This is a genomic window from Streptomyces sp. WAC 06738 (assembly GCF_003945505.1).
GTDB lineage: Bacteria > Actinomycetota > Actinomycetes > Streptomycetales > Streptomycetaceae > Streptomyces.
The window spans coordinates 8,148,563-8,164,710 of sequence record NZ_CP029618.1; the positions used below are offsets into that span (position 1 = coordinate 8,148,563).

Consider the following 16,148-nt stretch of genomic DNA (forward strand, 5'->3'; position numbering starts at 1 on the left):
TCGTGTTTACTCTGGTGCCCAGGGCCCCCGAGGGGCCCTCCCGGAGCCGCGCGCACCGGGTCACCCGGCGACCCGAGGAGTGAGCCCCCCAGGGCGATGGACGGATCCTCCTGTAGTACCGGCGCCGCCTCCCGCACGGAGGCGGCGCGGTGATCACCTCACTGGCCCTGCTGGGCCTCGCGTTCCTGCTGATCCTGGCCAACGGCTTCTTCGTGGCGGCCGAGTTCGGGCTGGTCGCGGTGGAGCGCCCGCAGGCGGAGCGGGCCGCCGCGGCGGGCGACCGGCGCGCCGCCCGCGTCGTGGCTGCGCTGCGGCAGTTGTCGTTCCAGCTCTCCGGCACCCAGCTCGGCATCACCCTCACCTCGCTGGTCGTCGGCATGCTCGCCGAGCCCGCCCTCGGCCGGCTGCTGCGCGGCCCGCTCACCGCCGCGGGGCTGCCCGCGGGCGCGGTGCCCGGCACCGCGCTGGCCGCCGGGGTGCTGCTCGCCTCGGCGGCGCAGATGGTCCTCGGCGAGCTGGTGCCGAAGAACTGGGCGGTGTCCCGGCCGCTGGCCGTCGCCCGGTTCGTCGCCGGGCCGCAGACCGCGTTCTCGCGCTTCTTCCGCCCGCTCATCGCGCTGCTCAACACCGCCGCCAACCGGTTGGTGCGGTTCCTGGGCGTCGAGCCGGCCGAGGAGCTGGCGTCGGCCCGTACGCCCACCGAGCTGGGGTCCCTGGCGCGCAGTTCCGCGCAGGCCGGGATGATCGAGCCGGACGCCGCCGACCTGTTCGTACGCACCCTCTCGCTCGGCGAGCTGACCGCGCAGCACGTGATGACCCCGCGGGTACGGGTGGTCGCGCTGCAGTCCTCCGCCACCGCCGCGGACGTCCTCAACCTCACCCGCGCCACCGGACTGTCCCGCTTCCCCGTCTACGCCGGCCGGCTGGACGAGGTCACCGGCATGGTCCACCTCAAGGACGCGCTCGCCGTGCCCGCCGCCCGCCGGGCGCGCACCCCCGTCGCGCGGATCGCGGTGCCGCCGCTGCTGGTGCCGGGGACGCTGCCGGCGCAGCCGCTGCTGGAGAAGCTGCGCGGCGGGCAGCCGATAGCCGTCGTCGTCGACGAGTACGGCGGCACGGCGGGCGTCGTGACGCTGGAGGACATCGTCGAGGAGCTGGTCGGGGAGGTCCGCGACGAGCACGACCGGGAGGTCGACGGCGTCCCCGACCTGCGGGCCGCGCCCGCCGCCGACGGCCGCCCCGCATGGGACGCCGACGGCGGCTGCCGGCTCGACGCGCTGCGCCGGATCGGGCTGACGGCGCCGGAGGGCCCGTACGAGACGGTGGCGGGGCTCGTCGCCGCGCTGCTGGGCCGGATTCCGGCGGCCGGGGACACGGCGGCGCTGCCGGGCTGGCGGCTCGCCGTACGGCACGTCGATCACCACCGGGCGGCGCTGGTGCGGCTGGTGCGTACCGCCGACGGCGCGCCCCCGGTGCCCGCCTCGGCGGGCCGGGGCGGGGCGGAGGGGAGGGCCGCGTGAGCGCGCTGCACCTGGCCTTCGCCGCGCTGCTGGTGCTGGCCAACGGGTTCTTCGTCGGCGCCGAGTTCGCCCTCGTCTCCGTACGCCGCAGCCAGATCGAGCCGCACGCCGCCGCCGGCTCCGCCCGCGCCCGCCGGGTGCTCCACGGTCTGGAGCACCTGCCGCAGATGATGGCCGCCGCGCAGTTCGGCATCACCGTCTGCTCGCTCACCCTCGGCGCGCTCGCCGAACCCGCCATCGCCTCGCTGCTGGAACCCGCCTTCCACGCCGCCCACGTGCCGCACGGGCTCATCCACCCGCTCGGCTACGCCGTCTCGCTGGCCGTCGTCGTCTGCCTCCACCTCGTGATCGGCGAGATGGTGCCCAAGAACCTCGCGCTGGCCGCGCCCGCCGCGGCGGCGCTCTGGCTCGCGCCCGGGCTGGTCGCGTTCGCCCGGCTCTGCCGCCCCGTCACGGCGCTGCTCGGGGCCCTGGCCCGGCACATGCTGCGGCTGGTGCGGGTGGAGCCGCGCTCGGCGCTCACCAGCGTCTACACCACCGAGCAACTGACCGACCTGGTCGCCGACTCCCGCGACGCCGGGCTGCTCGGCGACGGCGAGCAGCGGCGGCTCAACGACGCGCTCGGCCTCGGCTCGCGGCCGGTGACCGACGTGCTGCTCGACCCCGGCTCGATCGTCGCGGTCACCGCCTCCGCCACCCCGCGGCAGGTCGAGGAGCTGACGGTGCGCACCGGCTTCTCGCGCTTCCCGGTGTGCGACGCCGGCGGCAGCGGCGCGGCAGGACCCACCTATCTCGGCTATCTGCACGTGAAGGACGTCCTCGACCTGGACGAGCGCGAACGGGCCGTGCCCGCACACCTGTTCCGGCCGATGACCGTGCTGCGCCCGGAGCTGCCGCTGGACGACGCGCTGGCCGCGATGCGGCGCGGCGCCTCCCACCTGGCGGCGGTGGCCGACCCGGCGGCGCCGGGGCGGGTGCTGGGGCTGGTGACGCTGGAGGACGTGCTGGAGCTGCTGGTCGGCGAGGTACGTGACCCCGCCCACCGGCTGACGGTGCGGCAGCGCACGGCGGACGGGACGGCCGCGGAGTACGTGCCCACCTCGGTCGGCTGACCGGAGGCGGTTCGGCTCCGGCCCGGCCGGAGCCGAACCGGACCAGACCAGACCCGGGCCGGGCGCGGCCGGTCAGCCGGCGTCCGGCTCGGCCTTCGGCTCGCGGCCGGAGAGTATCTCGCCGTACGCCTGCATCAGGTCCGGCAGCCGCAGCGTCGCGAGGTCCTCGCGGCCCGGCGGCCCCGGGTAGGCCGACAGCCGCAGGTCGCGGTAGGCGCAGCTCTTCTCGTAGAGCGTGCGCAGGAAGCGGCCGTTGCCCAGCTCGTCGATCCACCCCTGGTCGACGACGTGCCCGCAGATGCTGCGCAGCTCCTCGACCGACTCCTCGTCCCACTTGTCGCCGTTCTGCGCGGCCAGCACCTCGCCGATCGCGGTCAGCTCCAGCGGGCGGTAGCTGGGGAAGTCGACGCGCGTCGTGAAGCGGGACGTGAGGCCCGGGTTGCTGGAGAGCAGGCGGTCCATGCCCTTGGGGTAGCCGGCGAGGATGACGACGAGCCGGTCGCGGTTGTCCTCGGCGCGCTTGAGCAGCACCTGGAGGGCCTCGTCGCCGTACGCGTCGCCGCGGGAGTAGCCGACGCCGGCGAGGCTGTACGCCTCGTCGATGAAGAGCACGCCGCCGAGCGCGGAGTCGATGAGGTCGTTGGCCTTCACCGCGGTCTGGCCCAGGAACTCGCCCACGAGATCGGCCCGTCCGGCCTCCACCAGCCGGTCGCTGGCGAGCAGCCCGAGGGCGTAGAAGACCCGGCCCAGGATGCGCGCCACGGTGGTCTTGCCCGTACCGGAGGGGCCGGAGAAGACGAAGTGCCGCTTCGGCGGCTGCACCGGCAGCCCCTCGCCGGCCCGCAGCCGCGCCATGTTGAGCTGCGCCGACAGCGCCCGCACCTGCCGCTTGACGGGGTCGAGGCCCACCATCCGGTCGAGGTCGGCCAGCGCCTCGGCGAGCATCCCGGGATCGGCGGCGGCCGGCTGGTGCGCGGAGCCCGCGTGCAGCGAGGCGCGCTCGCGCAGGACGCCGGAGCCGCCGGCCGGGGGCGGCGGGCGGAGCACCTCGTCGGCGGGCACCAGCTCCCGCCCGTCGGGCGCCGGGGGAGCGGGGTCGCCCGGTGCGGTCTCCTGCTCGGCGCCGCCGAGGGAGACCGAGGCCAGGCCCGGCACCGGGTCCAGGCCGTCGAAGTCGTCGAGGCCGTCGATGGCGGCGATCCGGGCCGCGGTGTCCATGAAGGAGGGGTCGATCCGGTGCACCGCGCGGTACAGCGGCAGCGCGGCGGCGCTGCGGCCGGAGCCCTCCTGAGCGCGGGCCAGCCAGTAGCGCAGCTCCTTGCGCTGCGGCTGCTCGCTGCGGCAGCGCATCAGCGCGGCGGAGAGCATCGGCACGGCCTGCCCGTACATCTCCAGCCGGACCCGCGCCATGCCGGCGAAGAGCCCCGCCTCGATGCCCAGCAGCGGGTCGTCGGTGAGCGGCACGGTCAGCCGGACGAGCTGCTCCCAGTCCTTGACCAGGTACGCGCGGCAGGCGTGCAGGAAGCGCACCTGCGGGTCGGCCTCGGCCGGGGGACAGGCGGCGAGCGCCTGCTCCAGCTCGGCGACGTGCCGGCCGTCCAGCCAGTGGGAGGCGTGCGCGAGCAGCAGGTCGCGGCCGGAGTCGAGCACGGGCTGCACCCACCAGCCCAGCCAGTACCAGGAGTTGAGGGGGCGGCGGTGCCGGGCGCGCTGCTCCCCGAAGCGGTCGCGGTGCCGGTACATCTCCAGCAGCGCCGTGGCGGTGTCCGCCCGCAGCGCGTGCAGGCCCAGCCAGGCGTCGGCCATCTGCGGGTCCAGCCGCACGGCGGACCTGAACTCCTCCTCGGCCCGGGTGTACGCGCCCATGGTGTAGGCGTCGACGCCCCGCAGCCAGGCGAGCTCCGCGGGGGCCTCGGGCCCGCGCGCGCCGTTGTCCATCACGTAGCCACCAACCGTTCCCCCGTGGATCTCCTCGGGTCGCTGGTCGGCCGTCTCCCGCCAACTCCCTTGCAGAACAGGGGAGTTGCAGCAAAGACGGCCTGCTCGCATGGTACCCGCGGCGGCGATGCGGGCCGACGGCACGTATCGGACGCGCGCGCGGGGGACCCGGCCGCCCGCCGCGGTGACCGTGGGTGAGGGGCGGCCGGTACGTAAGTCATCCCATTGTTCCCTCTTGAGGACAGAACGAAGCCCCCGATCACGGGGGAACAATCGGGGGCTTCGCGCGTGAGGCGGTGCCGGTGGGGCCCGCTCACTGAGAACGTAAGTCCTGTACTGCCCCCGGGTCAAGCGGAGTTGGGGCCTGGAGGGGCCGATTCCGGCCGGGCCTCTGACCGGCTACGCAGGGTGTGCGCCCACCGGGTTCAGCGGGCGCTCGCAGGGCCCGGGACCAGCCGGTACGCGTCCCCCCGGCGCACCACCAGAAGACCGGCGTACGGGCGGGACGGGTCGGCCGAGAAGTGCGCACGCTCGGCCCGCTCCCAGTCGTCCCAGAACCCCGCGAGCCCCGGCCCGTCGCGCTCCCGCCCGCGGGCCCACGCCACCGCGGCCGGCACCTCCATCCACAACAGCCGGGCGAGGTACGGGCGCAGCTCCCGGCGGCCCGCGCCGACGCCCTCGACGAGCACCACGGGCGCCGGCGGCAGGGTGCGGCGCGCGGTGAAGGCGCGGGCGTCCCAGTCGTACGCGTCGTAGACCGCCGGGCGCCCCGCGGCCAGCGGGTCGAGCACCTGCCGGCGCAGCCGTCCGGTCCAGCCGAAGAACTCGCGGTGTGTCGCGATGTCGTCCAGCCGGAGTACGGGCGCCCCGCCCAGCGCCGCGGCGAGCCGGCCGGCGAACGTCGTCTTGCCGGACCCGGCGTGCCCGTCGACGGCCACCAGCCGCACGGGTCCGCAGGACGGTTCGAGGCCCCGCAGCTCGCGGGCCAGGGCGGCCGGCGCGGAGCCGGATGCCGGGGGGTCGGGTGCGCTCATCGCCGCAAGGCTACGGCGACCGCCCGGCGGGCCCGTTCTCCGCCCCAGGTCACACCAGTGGTATGAACCAATGTTCACCCATCTCATAGCACGGATTGACTTCCTAACGGCAGAGCGAGGGTGAATAGTTGTGGCCTGCCCCCCAGCATGCGCCGCTATCGTCTGGAGAGTCCGCCATGCCCCGAAGTGCGTCACGGCGCGCCGTGCTGGCTGCCGCCCTGGCAGCCGCAGCGGCCGGAGCCGCCCCGGCCGCGTCCGCCGCCGCGCTCAGCGCTCCCGTCGCCCCGGGCGGCACGGCCGGCCGGCCGCCGCTCGGCAGCTCCCTCGTCGACTACCACGGCTGGGCCTCCGCGCCGGCCTGGCGCCGCGGCAGTGCCCGCGGCACGAAGGTCGTCCCCGGCGGCCGCCCCGGCATCGTGATCGGCCGCCCCGCGGGCCGTACGGAGTACGCCGACCCGCACACGGGGACCACCGCCTCATGGGAGTACGCCACCTGGACGTCCCCGGTCCACCGGCTCGTCCCGGCCGCGACCGAGGTGGTCGCCTCCTGGAACGCCGCCACCCCGGCCGGCACCTGGCTGATGGTCGAGCTGCGCGGCACGTACAACGACGGCGGCCGCACGCCCTGGTACGTGATGGGCCGCTGGGCCGCGGGCGACGGGGACATCCGCCGCACCACGGTCGACGACCAGTCGGACGGCAAGAGCAGCATCTGGACCGACACCTTCGCGGTCGACGACGCGGCGAGCGGACTGCGGCTCGTCGACTACCAGTTGCGGGTGACGCTCTACCGCAAGCCCGGCAGCGACGCGACGCCGCAGGTGTGGCGGGTCGGCGCGATGGGCTCGGACGTGCCGGACCGCTTCGAGGTGCCCGCGAGCACGCCGCGGCTGTCGCGCGAGCTGATCGTGCCGCGCTACTCGCAGAACATCCACGCCGGCCGCTACCCGGAGTACGACAACGGCGGCGAGGCGTGGTGCAGCCCCACGTCCGCGCAGATGATCATCGAGTACTGGGGCCGCAAGCCCACCGCCGGGGACCTGGAGTGGGTCAACCCCGACTACGACGACCCGCAGGTCTGCCACGCCGCCCGCTTCACCTACGACTACCAGTACGAGGGCTGCGGCAACTGGCCCTTCAACACCGCCTACGCGAGCACGTACCGCGACATGCACGGTGTCGTCACCCGGCTCGGCTCGCTCGCCGACGCCGAACTCCTCGTGGCCGCCGGCATCCCGCTGATAACGTCCCAGTCCTTCATCGAGGCGGAGCTGGACGGTGCGGGCTACGGCACGTCGGGCCACCTGATGACCGTCGTCGGCTTCACCAAGGACGGCGACGTCGTCGCCAACGACCCGGCCTCGCCGAACAACCCTGCGGTGCGGCACGTCTACAAGCGCCGCCAGTGGGAGAACATCTGGCTCCGCACGAAGCGCTACGACGCCGCCGGCAAGGTCCGCTCCGGCACCGGCGGCATCTGCTACGTGCTGTGGGGCAGCGAGATCACCGGTGCTCAGCAGGCCGCACTGGCCGCGGTCGGCATCCGCTGAACCGTCTGGGCGGGGCCCCTCCGCAGCTCTGCGGAGGGGCCCCGCCGAGGACGGCCGGTGCGTGCGGGGAGAATCCAGGGAGAATCCAGGGAAATCCGCGATCGGGCCCTTGCCCCGGTACCCGTTCCGGGTCAGAGCTTGGTGACGCCCCAGGTGTCGAGTTCGTAGCGGGCCCCGATCACCCGGAGCCGGCCCTGGGCCACCTTGTCGGCCACCGGCTGCTCGAGCAGGATCTCGTCCCGGATGCGGCGGACGTTCGCGTTGATGGCCCGGTTCTCCCGGTCCGGCGAGTTCTTGTCGGGGTCGATGGAGGGCCTGATCTTCTCGGCCAGCCACAGCAGCCGGGGCGAGGTGTCCGGGGGCAGCGGGTCGCCGTCCACGACGTGCATGGCGAGCCTCACGGCGCCGCACTTCTGGTGGCCCAGCACGACGATGAGCGGAATGTCCTTCTCCTGGACCCCGTACAGGGCGCTGCCGTAGACGGCCCCGTCGAGCACCTGCCCCGCCGTACGGGCCACGAAGAGGTCGCCCAGCCCCTGGTCGAAGATGAGCTCCGGCGGGACGCGGGAGTCGATGCAGCTCACGATCATCGCCCACGGCGTCTGGTTCGCGACCAACTGCGTGCGTTCGGTTTCGTACTGGCGGGGGTTGGCCTGTCCCTGGATCTTCCAGGCCGCGTTGCCGTCCCACAGCTTCGTCTCCGCCTGCGCGGGAGTCAGCGGCGGCCAGGGCCAGTTGCGTGTGCCCGGCGGGTGCGGAGCACGTGGTGTCGCGGTCGCGGCTCCCGTGCCCAGGCCGATCCCGGTCCCGACGGCGGCGCCGCCGGCGAGGGCCGCGCGGAGTAAGGAGCGGCGCCCCGTGCCTATAGCACTCTTTTCCGTGTGTTGGGCATCTATTTGCCTCTTGTTTCCCTTGTGGTTCATAAGGGTTGACGGTAAATCTCCGCCTGATGCTGCATAAGTGACCAAATTGGTCAGGAAATTGATCGATATTGAATGCATTCAGGGGTCGTCATCGGTTCCCGCGCTGGGCGCATGTGGCGTGGGCGTGATCGATCCACTGTCCGGAAAGGTCTGGACCTGAAATGCGCGCGGCGGCGGGCGTCCAGCGCCGGAACCGGAGGCGCCGGCGCGGATCGCCGGACGCCCCGGCCGGCGCCTGGCGCTCCGCCGCCGCGCGGACCTCGTGGTGGGAGTCGTGCGCGGTGACGCGCATCGCCTCCTCGTACGCGGCGAGCGCGCCCCGCATCGCCGAGCCGGCGAGCCCGCGGCGGCGTACGACCCTCTTGAGCCAGGTGAGGAAGCCCATCACCGCGAGGAGGCAGCCGCCCACGGCCAGATACGGCACGACGTCACCCATGTAGGGGGCAACTCCCGGTGTGCCCGCGGGGTTCCGCACGGTCAGCCCTCGACGAACTTCAGCCCGATCACGCCGGCGAGGATCAGCCCCAGGCACGCCAGCCGGGCCGGTGACGCGCTCTCGCCCAGCGCGAGGATGCCCACGGCGGCCACCCCCAGCGAGCCGAGCCCGACCCACACGGCGTACGCCGTGCCGACGGGCAGGCTGCGCAGCGCCATCGTCAGCACGACGACGCTCGCCATGGCCATCACCAGACCGATCGTCGAGGGCCAGAGGCGGGTGAGGCCGTCGGACTGCTTCAGGGCGCCGGCCCAGACGAGTTCGAGGCCGGCGGCGATCAGCAGGAATATCCAGGGCACGGTGTCTCCCGGGTCGGTCGTTCGGGTGGTACGCGGAGGGGTGTGCGGGACGGCGGGCGGCCGCGCTACGCGGCGAAGCCGCCGTCGACGGCGATCGCCGCACCGGTGATCTGCGCGCCACCGGGACCCGCGAGGTGCGCCACGGCGGCGGCGACGTCCTCGGGGCTGCCGTAGCGGCCCAGCGCACTGAGGGCGCGGGCGGCGTCGGCGTCGGGGGAGTCGGCGGGGTTCATCTCGGTGTCGGTGTCGCCGGGGTGGACGACGGTGACGGCGATGCCCTGCGGGCCCAGGTCGCGGGCGAGCCCGCGGGTGAGCCCCGTCAGCGCGGACTTGCTGGCGGCGTAGAGGGTCCAGCCCGGTATCGGCACCCGCTCGGCGAAGCTGCTGCCGATGCTGATGATCCGGCCGCCGGGGCCGAGGTGGCGGGCGGCCGCCTGGGAGGCGAGGAAGACCGCGCGGACGTGGATGGCGAGCACCGCGTCCACGTCCTCGCGGCGCACCTCGGCCAGCGGCCCGTACGGCGCGATGCCCGCATTGTTCACCAGCACGTCCAGCCGGCCGAGTTCGGCGGCGGCGCGGTCGACCGCGGCGACGACGGCGTCGGGGTCCGCGGCGTCGGCCGCGATGGCCAGTCCCCGGCGGCCGGTCTTCTCCACGGCGCGTACGACCTCCGCGGCCCGTTCGGGCGAGCGGTGGTACGTGAGCGCCACGTCGGCGCCCTCCTCGGCCAGCCGCCGCGCGATCGCGGCGCCGATGCCGCGGCTGCCGCCGGTGACCAGGGCCGTCCGGCCCGCAAGCTGCGTCATGTCCGTTCCCTTCGGTATCCGGAGAGCTCTCCGGTTGACACCTTCGAAGAGTAACCGGAGAACTCTCCGGATGCCAGCGAGAACCGGAGAAGTCTCCTGTTCGCTATCCTCCGGAGAGGAAGGAGCGCAGGTGACACACGACGACGTGGCCAGCCGGCGGCGCCCGGCCGGCGCCGAGCTGCCCCTGGCCGGCGGGCCGCCTGCGGAACGCGCGGACGCCGCGCAGAACCGCCGCAGGATCCTCGCCGCCGCCGCCGCGATGGTCGCCGAGCGCGGCCCCGAGGCGCTGTCCATGGACGAGGTGGCCAAGGCCGCGGGGGTCGGCGTCGGCACCGTCTACCGCCGCTTCGGCGACCGGGCGGGGCTGGCGTACGCGGTCATCGACGACCGCGAGGTGCAGTTCCAGGCCGCGTTCCTCCAGGGCCCGCCGCCGCTCGGTCCCGGCGCGGGCGCGCCGGAGCGCATCCGCGCCTTCCTGCACGCCCTCGTCGACCGCACCGAGGACCAGCTCGGGCTGCTGCTCGTGGCCGAGATGGACTCCGCCGACGCCCGGTTCACCGAGGGCTCGTACGAGCTGTACCGGCAGCACCTCGCGCTGCTCCTCGGCCTGATCCGGCCGGAGGCCGACGTGCGCTGGCTCGCCGACGCCCTGCTCGCCCCGCTGGCCGCCAACCTCTACGGCTACCAGCGCCGCACCGGCGGCATGAGCGTCGCCCGCGTCAAGGCCGGCTACGACGACCTGCTCGCGGGCCTCGCGGCCGACGGCGGTGCCGCCGCCCCCTGACCTCGGAACCCGCCCCGATCAGTGGCCGGTTCGGTACGTACCCCGTCTGTCCCGGCGTACCGCCGATCGGGCATACTCCCCTTCACCGCAGCCTTACATGCCGGCCCGCCGCAATCCGGCGGGGCAGCATCGGGCTGCACGAACACAACGGGCGGCGCCGCCACATCCCGGCCGGGGCCGCCGTCGACAGCGCCGTACGCGCGCCCGGCGAAGAGGAGTGCACCGCATGGCCGTACGTGGTCCGCTGCCCGTAGAACGCGAGCTGCCCACCGAGGAGTCACGCGACCTGCTGGCCCTCGTCCGCGAGCTGGTCCGGCGGGAGATCGCTCCCGTGGCCGCAGAAGAAGAGGAAGCGGGCCGCTTCCCCCGGGAGTTGTTCACCACCCTGTCGGAGTCGGGACTGCTCGCGCTGCCCTACGCGGCGGAGTACGGCGGCGGGGAGCAGCCGTACACGGTCTACCTGCAGGTGCTGGAGGAGTTCGCCGCAGCCCGGCTCACCGTCGGCCTCGGCACCTCCGTGCACACCCTCGCCACCCACGCGGTCGCCGGCTACGGCACCGAGGAGCAGCGCAAGGAGTTCCTTCCGGCCATCCTCGGCGGCGGCCTGCTCGGCGCCTACTGCCTCTCCGAGCCCGCCTCCGGCTCCGACGCGGCCGCCCTGACCACTCGGGCCGTACGCGACGGCGACACCTGGACCCTGGACGGCACCAAGGCGTGGATCACCCACGCCGGGGTCGCCGACTTCTACACCGTCCTCGCCCGCAGCGGCGGCCCCGGCGCCGGCGGCATCACGGCCTTCCTCGTGCCCGGCGACGCCCCCGGCCTGACGGCCGCGCCGCCGGAGAAGAAGATGGGCATGAAGGGCTCGCCCACCGGCCTGCTGCACTTCGACGGGGTACGGATCCCCGACGCGCGCCGCATCGGCGAGGAGGGGCAGGGCTTCGCCATCGCGCTCGACGCCCTCGACTCCGGCCGGCTCGGGATCGCGGCGTGCGCGATCGGGGTGGCGCAGGGGGCGCTCGACACGGCGCACGGATACGCGCTGGAGCGGCAGCAGTTCGGCCGGCCCGTCGCCGACTTCCAGGGGCTGCGCTTCCTCCTCGCCGACATGGCGACGCAGATCGCGGCCGGGCGCGCGATGTACCTCGCCGCCGCGCGGCGGCGCGACGCCGGCCTGCCCTTCGCGCAGGACGCCGCGATGGCCAAGCTGTTCTGCACGGACGCGGCGATGCGGGTGACGACCGACGCCGTGCAGGTGCTCGGCGGCTACGGCTACACGGCGGACTTCCCCGCGGAGCGCTACATGCGCGAGGCGAAGGTGCTGCAGATCGTGGAGGGCACCAACCAGATCCAGCGCGTGGTCGTCGCGCGGCACCTGCTGGGTGCCGAGACGGACCGGGGATAACCGGGTGCGGCGAGCCGGTCCGTAGCGCGTCGGAAGCGGCGGGCGGTGCCGGGGCCGGCCGGGAGCCGCGGGGCGGTGCGCGGGCGTTACTTGCGCCGGCGCATCCCCGGCAGCCGCCGCCGCACCGGCTCGTGCCCCGTGCCGCCGACGTGCGAGAAGGGCTGGCGGCGCCAGTCGAGGCCCTCGGGGAGCGTGAGCAGTACGGCCGTGTCCTCGGCGCGCGCGTCCAGCCGCGCGTCCTCGGGCACGGCGGCCGACAGCGGGCTGCCGGAGCCGGTGCACACGGTCAGGCCGAACGGGTTCGCCGGGGTGACGCGGGCGTGCTCGGGAAGCACGTCCTCGCCCTCCAGCAGGGCGATGGGCTGGACGCAGTCCGGGCAGAGCACCCGGAAGATCAGCGAGGTCTCGGCGTAACTGCCGCCCTCCTCGTCGTCGACGGCGTCGGGATCGACGAGCTCGACATGCTCGGAACGGCGCATGCTGCTCCCCCTCAGGTTGGGCCACCTGGACGGTCACGTGGTGGTCTCGACCACAGCAAGGATTTCCCTCGCTGTCATCCGAATAATCGTCCGCAGGGTCCCCCTCGCTCCCCGATGGACTGTGGCCTTCGTCACACGCCGCCGTGTGCGCCCCGTGCGCCCCCGAAGGCGCCCTCCCCGGCCGCCCGGCGGCCCCGGATGTACCTGACCGCGGCAAACGAAGTAGGTTGATGCGTTGTGGAGGAGTTGGACAGGCACATCGTGGAGCTGCTCGTCAGAGACGGGCGGATGAGCTATACGGACCTGGGCAAGGCCACCGGCCTGTCCACCTCCGCCGTGCACCAGCGGGTGCGGCGGCTGGAGCAGCGCGGCGTGATCCGCGGCTACGGCGCCATCGTCGACCCGGAGGCCATCGGCCTGCCGATGACCGCGTTCATCTCGGTCAAGCCCTTCGACCCCAGCGCCCCCGACGACATCGCGGACCGGCTCGCCGAAGTCCCCGAGATCGAGGCGTGCCACAGCGTGGCGGGGGAGGAGAACTACATCCTCAAGGTGCGCGTCGCCGCCCCGGCGGAGCTGGAGGACCTGCTCGCCCGCATCCGCTCGCTCGCCGGCGTCTCCACCCGCACGACCGTCGTGCTCTCCACGCCGTACGAAGCCAGGCCGCCGCGCATCTGACGGCGCGGCGCCCCCGATCCGAATCCGAGGCACCGCAGCCGTGACCGCCGACAGCCCCGCCGCCCGACCCGCGGAAGCCGCGAACTCCGCGCCCTCCCGCGCCGGTTCCGCCCGCCGCACCGTGCTGCTGCGCGGCGGCACCGTCCACAGCCCGGCCGACCCGTTCGCCACCGCCATGGTCGTCGAGGGCGACCGCGTCGCCTGGGTCGGCTCCGAGGGCGCGGCGGACGGCTTCGCCGGCGCCGCGGACGAGGTCGTCCACCTCGAAGGCGCCCTCGTCACCCCGGCGTTCACCGACGCGCACGTGCATCTGACCGCCACCGGGCTGGCGCTGACCGGGCTCGACCTCTCCGGCGCCACCGGGCTGGCCGACGCGCTGGCCCGGATCCGCGCGCACGCCGCCGAACGTCCCGCGGACCGGGTGCTCATCGGCCAGGGATACGACGAGACCGGCTGGCCCGAGGGCCGCCCCCCGACCCGCGCGGAACTCGACGAGGCCGCCGGCGGCCGCCCGCTCTACCTCACCCGCGTCGACGTCCACTCCGCCGCCGTCAGCACCGCCCTGCTCGACCTGGTGCCCGGCGTCGCCGGCCGCGACGGCTACGCCGCCGACGCGCCGCTGACCCGCGACGCCCACCACGCCGTACGCCGCGCCGCGTACGCCGCCATGTCGCCCGCACAGCGCGCCGCCGCGCAAGGCGCCGCGCTCGACCGGGCCGCGGCCGTCGGCATCGGCTCCGTGCACGAGTGCGCGGGCCCCGACATCAGCGGCGAGGACGACTTCGCGGCGCTGCTCGCGCTCGCCGCCGAGCGGCCGGGGCCACGGGTGACCGGCTACTGGGGCGAGGCCGTCACCGGCCCCGCGGACGCCCGGCGCCTCCGCGAACTCGGCGCCTTCGGCGCGGCCGGCGACTTCTGCGCCGACGGCTCCCTCGGCTCCCGTACCGCCCACCTGACGCACCCGTACGCCGACCGCCCCGGGCACCGCGGGAACGGCTACCTGGACGCCGCCGCCGTCGCCGCCCACGTCGCCGCCTGCACCGAGGCGGGGCTCCAGGCGGGGTTCCACGCCATCGGGGACGCCGCCGTGGCCGCCGTGGTCGCCGGCGTACGGACCGCGGCCGAGCGGGTCGGCCTGGACCGCGTACGTGCGCTGCGGCACCGCGTGGAGCACGCGGAGATGCTCACCGCCGAGACCGTCGCCGGGTTCGCGGAGCTGGCACTCACGGCGTCCGTGCAGCCGGCGTTCGACGCCGCCTGGGGCGGCGAGGAGGGCATGTACGCCCGCCGGCTGGGAGCGGAGCGGGCGCGGGCCCTCAACCCGTACGCGGCGCTCCTGCGCGCCGGTGTGCCGCTCGCCCTCGGCTCCGACGCCCCGGTGACCCCGCTCGACCCCTGGCGCACCGTCCAGGCCGCCGCGTTCCACCACACGCCCGAGCACCGCATCTCCGCCCGCGCCGCCTTCACCGCCCACACCCGCGGCGGCTGGCGGGCCGTCGGCCGCGACGACGCCGGGGTGCTCGTGCCCGGCGCGCCCGCGGACTACGCCGTCTGGGCGGCCGGCGACCTCGTCGTACAGGTGCCCGACGAGCGGGTCGCGAACTGGTCGACCGATCCGCGCTCCGGCACCCCGGGCCTGCCCGACCTCACGCCCGGCGCGGAACTGCCCGTGTGCCTGCGCACCGTCGTGGCCGGAAACACCGTCCACCCGGGGCCGATCGGGTGAGTTAACGATCTTCGATAGGCCGAACGAAGGCCGTCCCGGGCGTGGGACCACGGCCTGATTTCGGGACTGACCAGCCGCTTCGGCAAAACGCCACAGGTGACACGGCTGTTGACACGCAACGGGCAACGGCGGGTAGTTTCGGCCGAGTCCACCACAGGACGTCCGGCTGGATCACCTCCGCGCAGTCGTGGAACGCTCTGGGCCACGGATGGTGTGCCGCACCGGCGCCCCATCGCAGGCAGCCAGGTCCAGGACTCCGGCACGGGGGCGAGGGAGGATGGCATCCGTCGGGCTGGTGTGACCCCGGGTGGGGCCCGGACGCTCAGTAGACAACGGCCCTCGGTCGATCCGCAGCCAGCGGGTCCCAGGTCGGACCGAAGGGCGCCGGGCCCGATCCGCAGCGGCGACGGCCGGGCGGGCACGGCCCCGCGAACCACCGGCCGCCGCTCCCGATTCCCCTTCCTCCGCGGCTCCGCGGCCGTCCCGGTCATCTCCCCGGACCGTCCCGCGGTACCGTTGCGCACCGCCTCGGTGCCGGACTCCGCCGGACTCTGGCTATGGTGGGCGTCCGTCCCGCGCGGCCGTGTGCGCGCGTGGACGGCTCGAACGGGAATTGCGGAAGGGACGGCAGTGACAGACGGGGTTCAGGGGCGCTACGGCCCGCTGGGCGGGATCCTGGTGATCATCCCCACGTACAACGAGGCCCTGAACCTCGAGTCGATCGTCTCCAGGGTGCGGGCCGCGGTGCCGGACGCCGACGTCCTGGTCGTCGACGACAACAGCCCGGACGGCACCGGGAAGCTCGCCGACGAGCTGAGCGCCGACGACGCGCACGTCCACGTGCTGCACCGGGCGGGCAAGGAGGGCCTGGGCGCGGCGTACCTGGCCGGCTTCGGCTGGGGCCTGGAGCGGGACTACGGCGTGCTGGTGGAGATGGACGCCGACGGCTCGCACCGGCCGGAGGAACTGCCCCGGCTGCTCACCGCGCTCAAGGGCGCCGACATGGTGCTCGGTTCCCGGTGGGTGCCCGGCGGCCGGGTCGTCAACTGGCCCAAGTCCCGGGAGTTCATCTCCCGCGGCGGCAGCGCCTACTCGCGGCTCTGGCTCGGGCTGCGCATCCGGGACGTCACCGGGGGCTACCGCGCGTTCCGCCGGGAGACCCTGGAGGGCATCGGGCTGGCGAACATCGCCTCGCAGGGGTACTGCTTCCAGGTGGATCTGGCCCGGCGGGTGGCCGACGGCGGCTACCACGTCGTGGAGGTCCCGATCACCTTCGTCGAGCGCGAGCGCGGCGACTCCAAGATGAGCAAGGACATCTTCGCCGAGGCGGCCTGGCGGGTGCCCGCCTGGGGCGTACGGTCCCGGCTGGGGCGGATTCTCGGCCGCAGGCACACTTGA

The 16,148-nt window shown here is 74.6% G+C and carries 15 protein-coding genes; 8 read left to right on the plus strand and 7 right to left on the minus strand.

The annotated features are described in order from the left end of the window. The first annotated feature begins 149 nt into the window (after window positions 1-149). Window positions 150-1,520 carry a hemolysin family protein gene (locus DMB38_RS35270; protein ID WP_125938601.1) on the plus strand — a complete coding sequence of 457 codons (1,371 nt, stop codon included), beginning with the start codon at window positions 150-152 and terminating at the stop codon, window positions 1,518-1,520. Beyond that, window positions 1,517-2,632, plus strand: a complete 1,116-nt coding sequence (locus DMB38_RS35275) for a hemolysin family protein (protein ID WP_125938602.1) — start codon at window positions 1,517-1,519, stop codon at window positions 2,630-2,632. Before DMB38_RS35270 ends, DMB38_RS35275 begins: the two co-directional genes overlap by 4 nt. 72 nt (window positions 2,633-2,704) lie before the next feature. Here DMB38_RS35275 and DMB38_RS35280 read toward each other — a convergent pair whose 3' ends face one another. Beyond that, window positions 2,705-4,570, minus strand: coding sequence for an AAA family ATPase (locus tag DMB38_RS35280; RefSeq protein WP_125938603.1), 1,866 nt, complete (start codon window positions 4,568-4,570; stop codon window positions 2,705-2,707). 425 nt (window positions 4,571-4,995) lie between these two features. After that, on the minus strand, window positions 4,996-5,604 hold the full coding sequence (locus tag DMB38_RS35285) for a hypothetical protein (RefSeq protein WP_125938604.1): 609 nt from the start codon (window positions 5,602-5,604) through the stop codon (window positions 4,996-4,998). 176 nt (window positions 5,605-5,780) lie between these two features. Between DMB38_RS35285 and DMB38_RS35290 the strand changes: the two genes are divergently transcribed. Beyond that, window positions 5,781-7,154: a peptidase C39 family protein gene (locus DMB38_RS35290; RefSeq protein ID WP_164716172.1), complete on the plus strand. Its 1,374-nt coding sequence runs from the start codon at window positions 5,781-5,783 to the stop codon at window positions 7,152-7,154. Between the two features lie 131 nt (window positions 7,155-7,285). Here DMB38_RS35290 and DMB38_RS35295 read toward each other — a convergent pair whose 3' ends face one another. The 4 genes from DMB38_RS35295 to DMB38_RS35310 all read right to left on the minus strand — a co-directional run bounded on the left by DMB38_RS35295 (window position 7,286) and on the right by DMB38_RS35310 (window position 9,678). Then, complete coding sequence (locus DMB38_RS35295) at window positions 7,286-8,077, minus strand: carbonic anhydrase (protein ID WP_125938605.1); 792 nt, start codon at window positions 8,075-8,077, stop codon at window positions 7,286-7,288. A gap of 88 nt (window positions 8,078-8,165) precedes the next feature. Next, complete coding sequence (locus tag DMB38_RS36515) at window positions 8,166-8,513, minus strand: hypothetical protein (RefSeq protein ID WP_206337789.1); 348 nt, start codon at window positions 8,511-8,513, stop codon at window positions 8,166-8,168. Window positions 8,514-8,554: 41 nt separating this feature from the next. Beyond that, window positions 8,555-8,872, minus strand: a complete 318-nt coding sequence (locus DMB38_RS35305) for a multidrug efflux SMR transporter (RefSeq protein WP_125938606.1) — start codon at window positions 8,870-8,872, stop codon at window positions 8,555-8,557. Window positions 8,873-8,937: 65 nt separating this feature from the next. After that, complete coding sequence (locus DMB38_RS35310; protein ID WP_125938607.1) at window positions 8,938-9,678, minus strand: SDR family oxidoreductase; 741 nt, start codon at window positions 9,676-9,678, stop codon at window positions 8,938-8,940. Window positions 9,679-9,808: 130 nt separating this feature from the next. Between DMB38_RS35310 and DMB38_RS35315 the strand changes: the two genes are divergently transcribed. Then, the gene (locus DMB38_RS35315; protein ID WP_125938608.1) at window positions 9,809-10,462 is read left to right on the plus strand and encodes a TetR/AcrR family transcriptional regulator; all 654 of its coding nucleotides are present in this window, start codon (window positions 9,809-9,811) and stop codon (window positions 10,460-10,462) included. A gap of 226 nt (window positions 10,463-10,688) precedes the next feature. Next, window positions 10,689-11,867 carry an acyl-CoA dehydrogenase family protein gene (locus DMB38_RS35320; protein WP_125938609.1) on the plus strand — a complete coding sequence of 393 codons (1,179 nt, stop codon included), beginning with the start codon at window positions 10,689-10,691 and terminating at the stop codon, window positions 11,865-11,867. An 86-nt stretch (window positions 11,868-11,953) separates the two neighbouring features. Here the strand turns inward: DMB38_RS35320 and DMB38_RS35325 are convergent, their stop codons facing one another. Next, window positions 11,954-12,346, minus strand: a complete 393-nt coding sequence (locus tag DMB38_RS35325; protein ID WP_125938610.1) for a hypothetical protein — start codon at window positions 12,344-12,346, stop codon at window positions 11,954-11,956. Window positions 12,347-12,583: 237 nt separating this feature from the next. Here DMB38_RS35325 and DMB38_RS35330 point away from each other — a divergent pair, with 237 nt between their 5' ends. From DMB38_RS35330 to DMB38_RS35340, 3 genes are all read left to right on the plus strand, one after another. Continuing rightward, the gene (locus DMB38_RS35330; RefSeq protein ID WP_018835479.1) at window positions 12,584-13,024 is read left to right on the plus strand and encodes an Lrp/AsnC family transcriptional regulator; all 441 of its coding nucleotides are present in this window, start codon (window positions 12,584-12,586) and stop codon (window positions 13,022-13,024) included. A 40-nt stretch (window positions 13,025-13,064) separates the two neighbouring features. Beyond that, on the plus strand, window positions 13,065-14,750 hold the full coding sequence (locus tag DMB38_RS35335; protein WP_125938611.1) for an amidohydrolase: 1,686 nt from the start codon (window positions 13,065-13,067) through the stop codon (window positions 14,748-14,750). A gap of 630 nt (window positions 14,751-15,380) precedes the next feature. Further along, window positions 15,381-16,148 (plus strand): polyprenol monophosphomannose synthase, encoded by a 768-nt coding sequence (locus DMB38_RS35340; RefSeq protein WP_125938612.1) that lies wholly within the window; start codon window positions 15,381-15,383, stop codon window positions 16,146-16,148.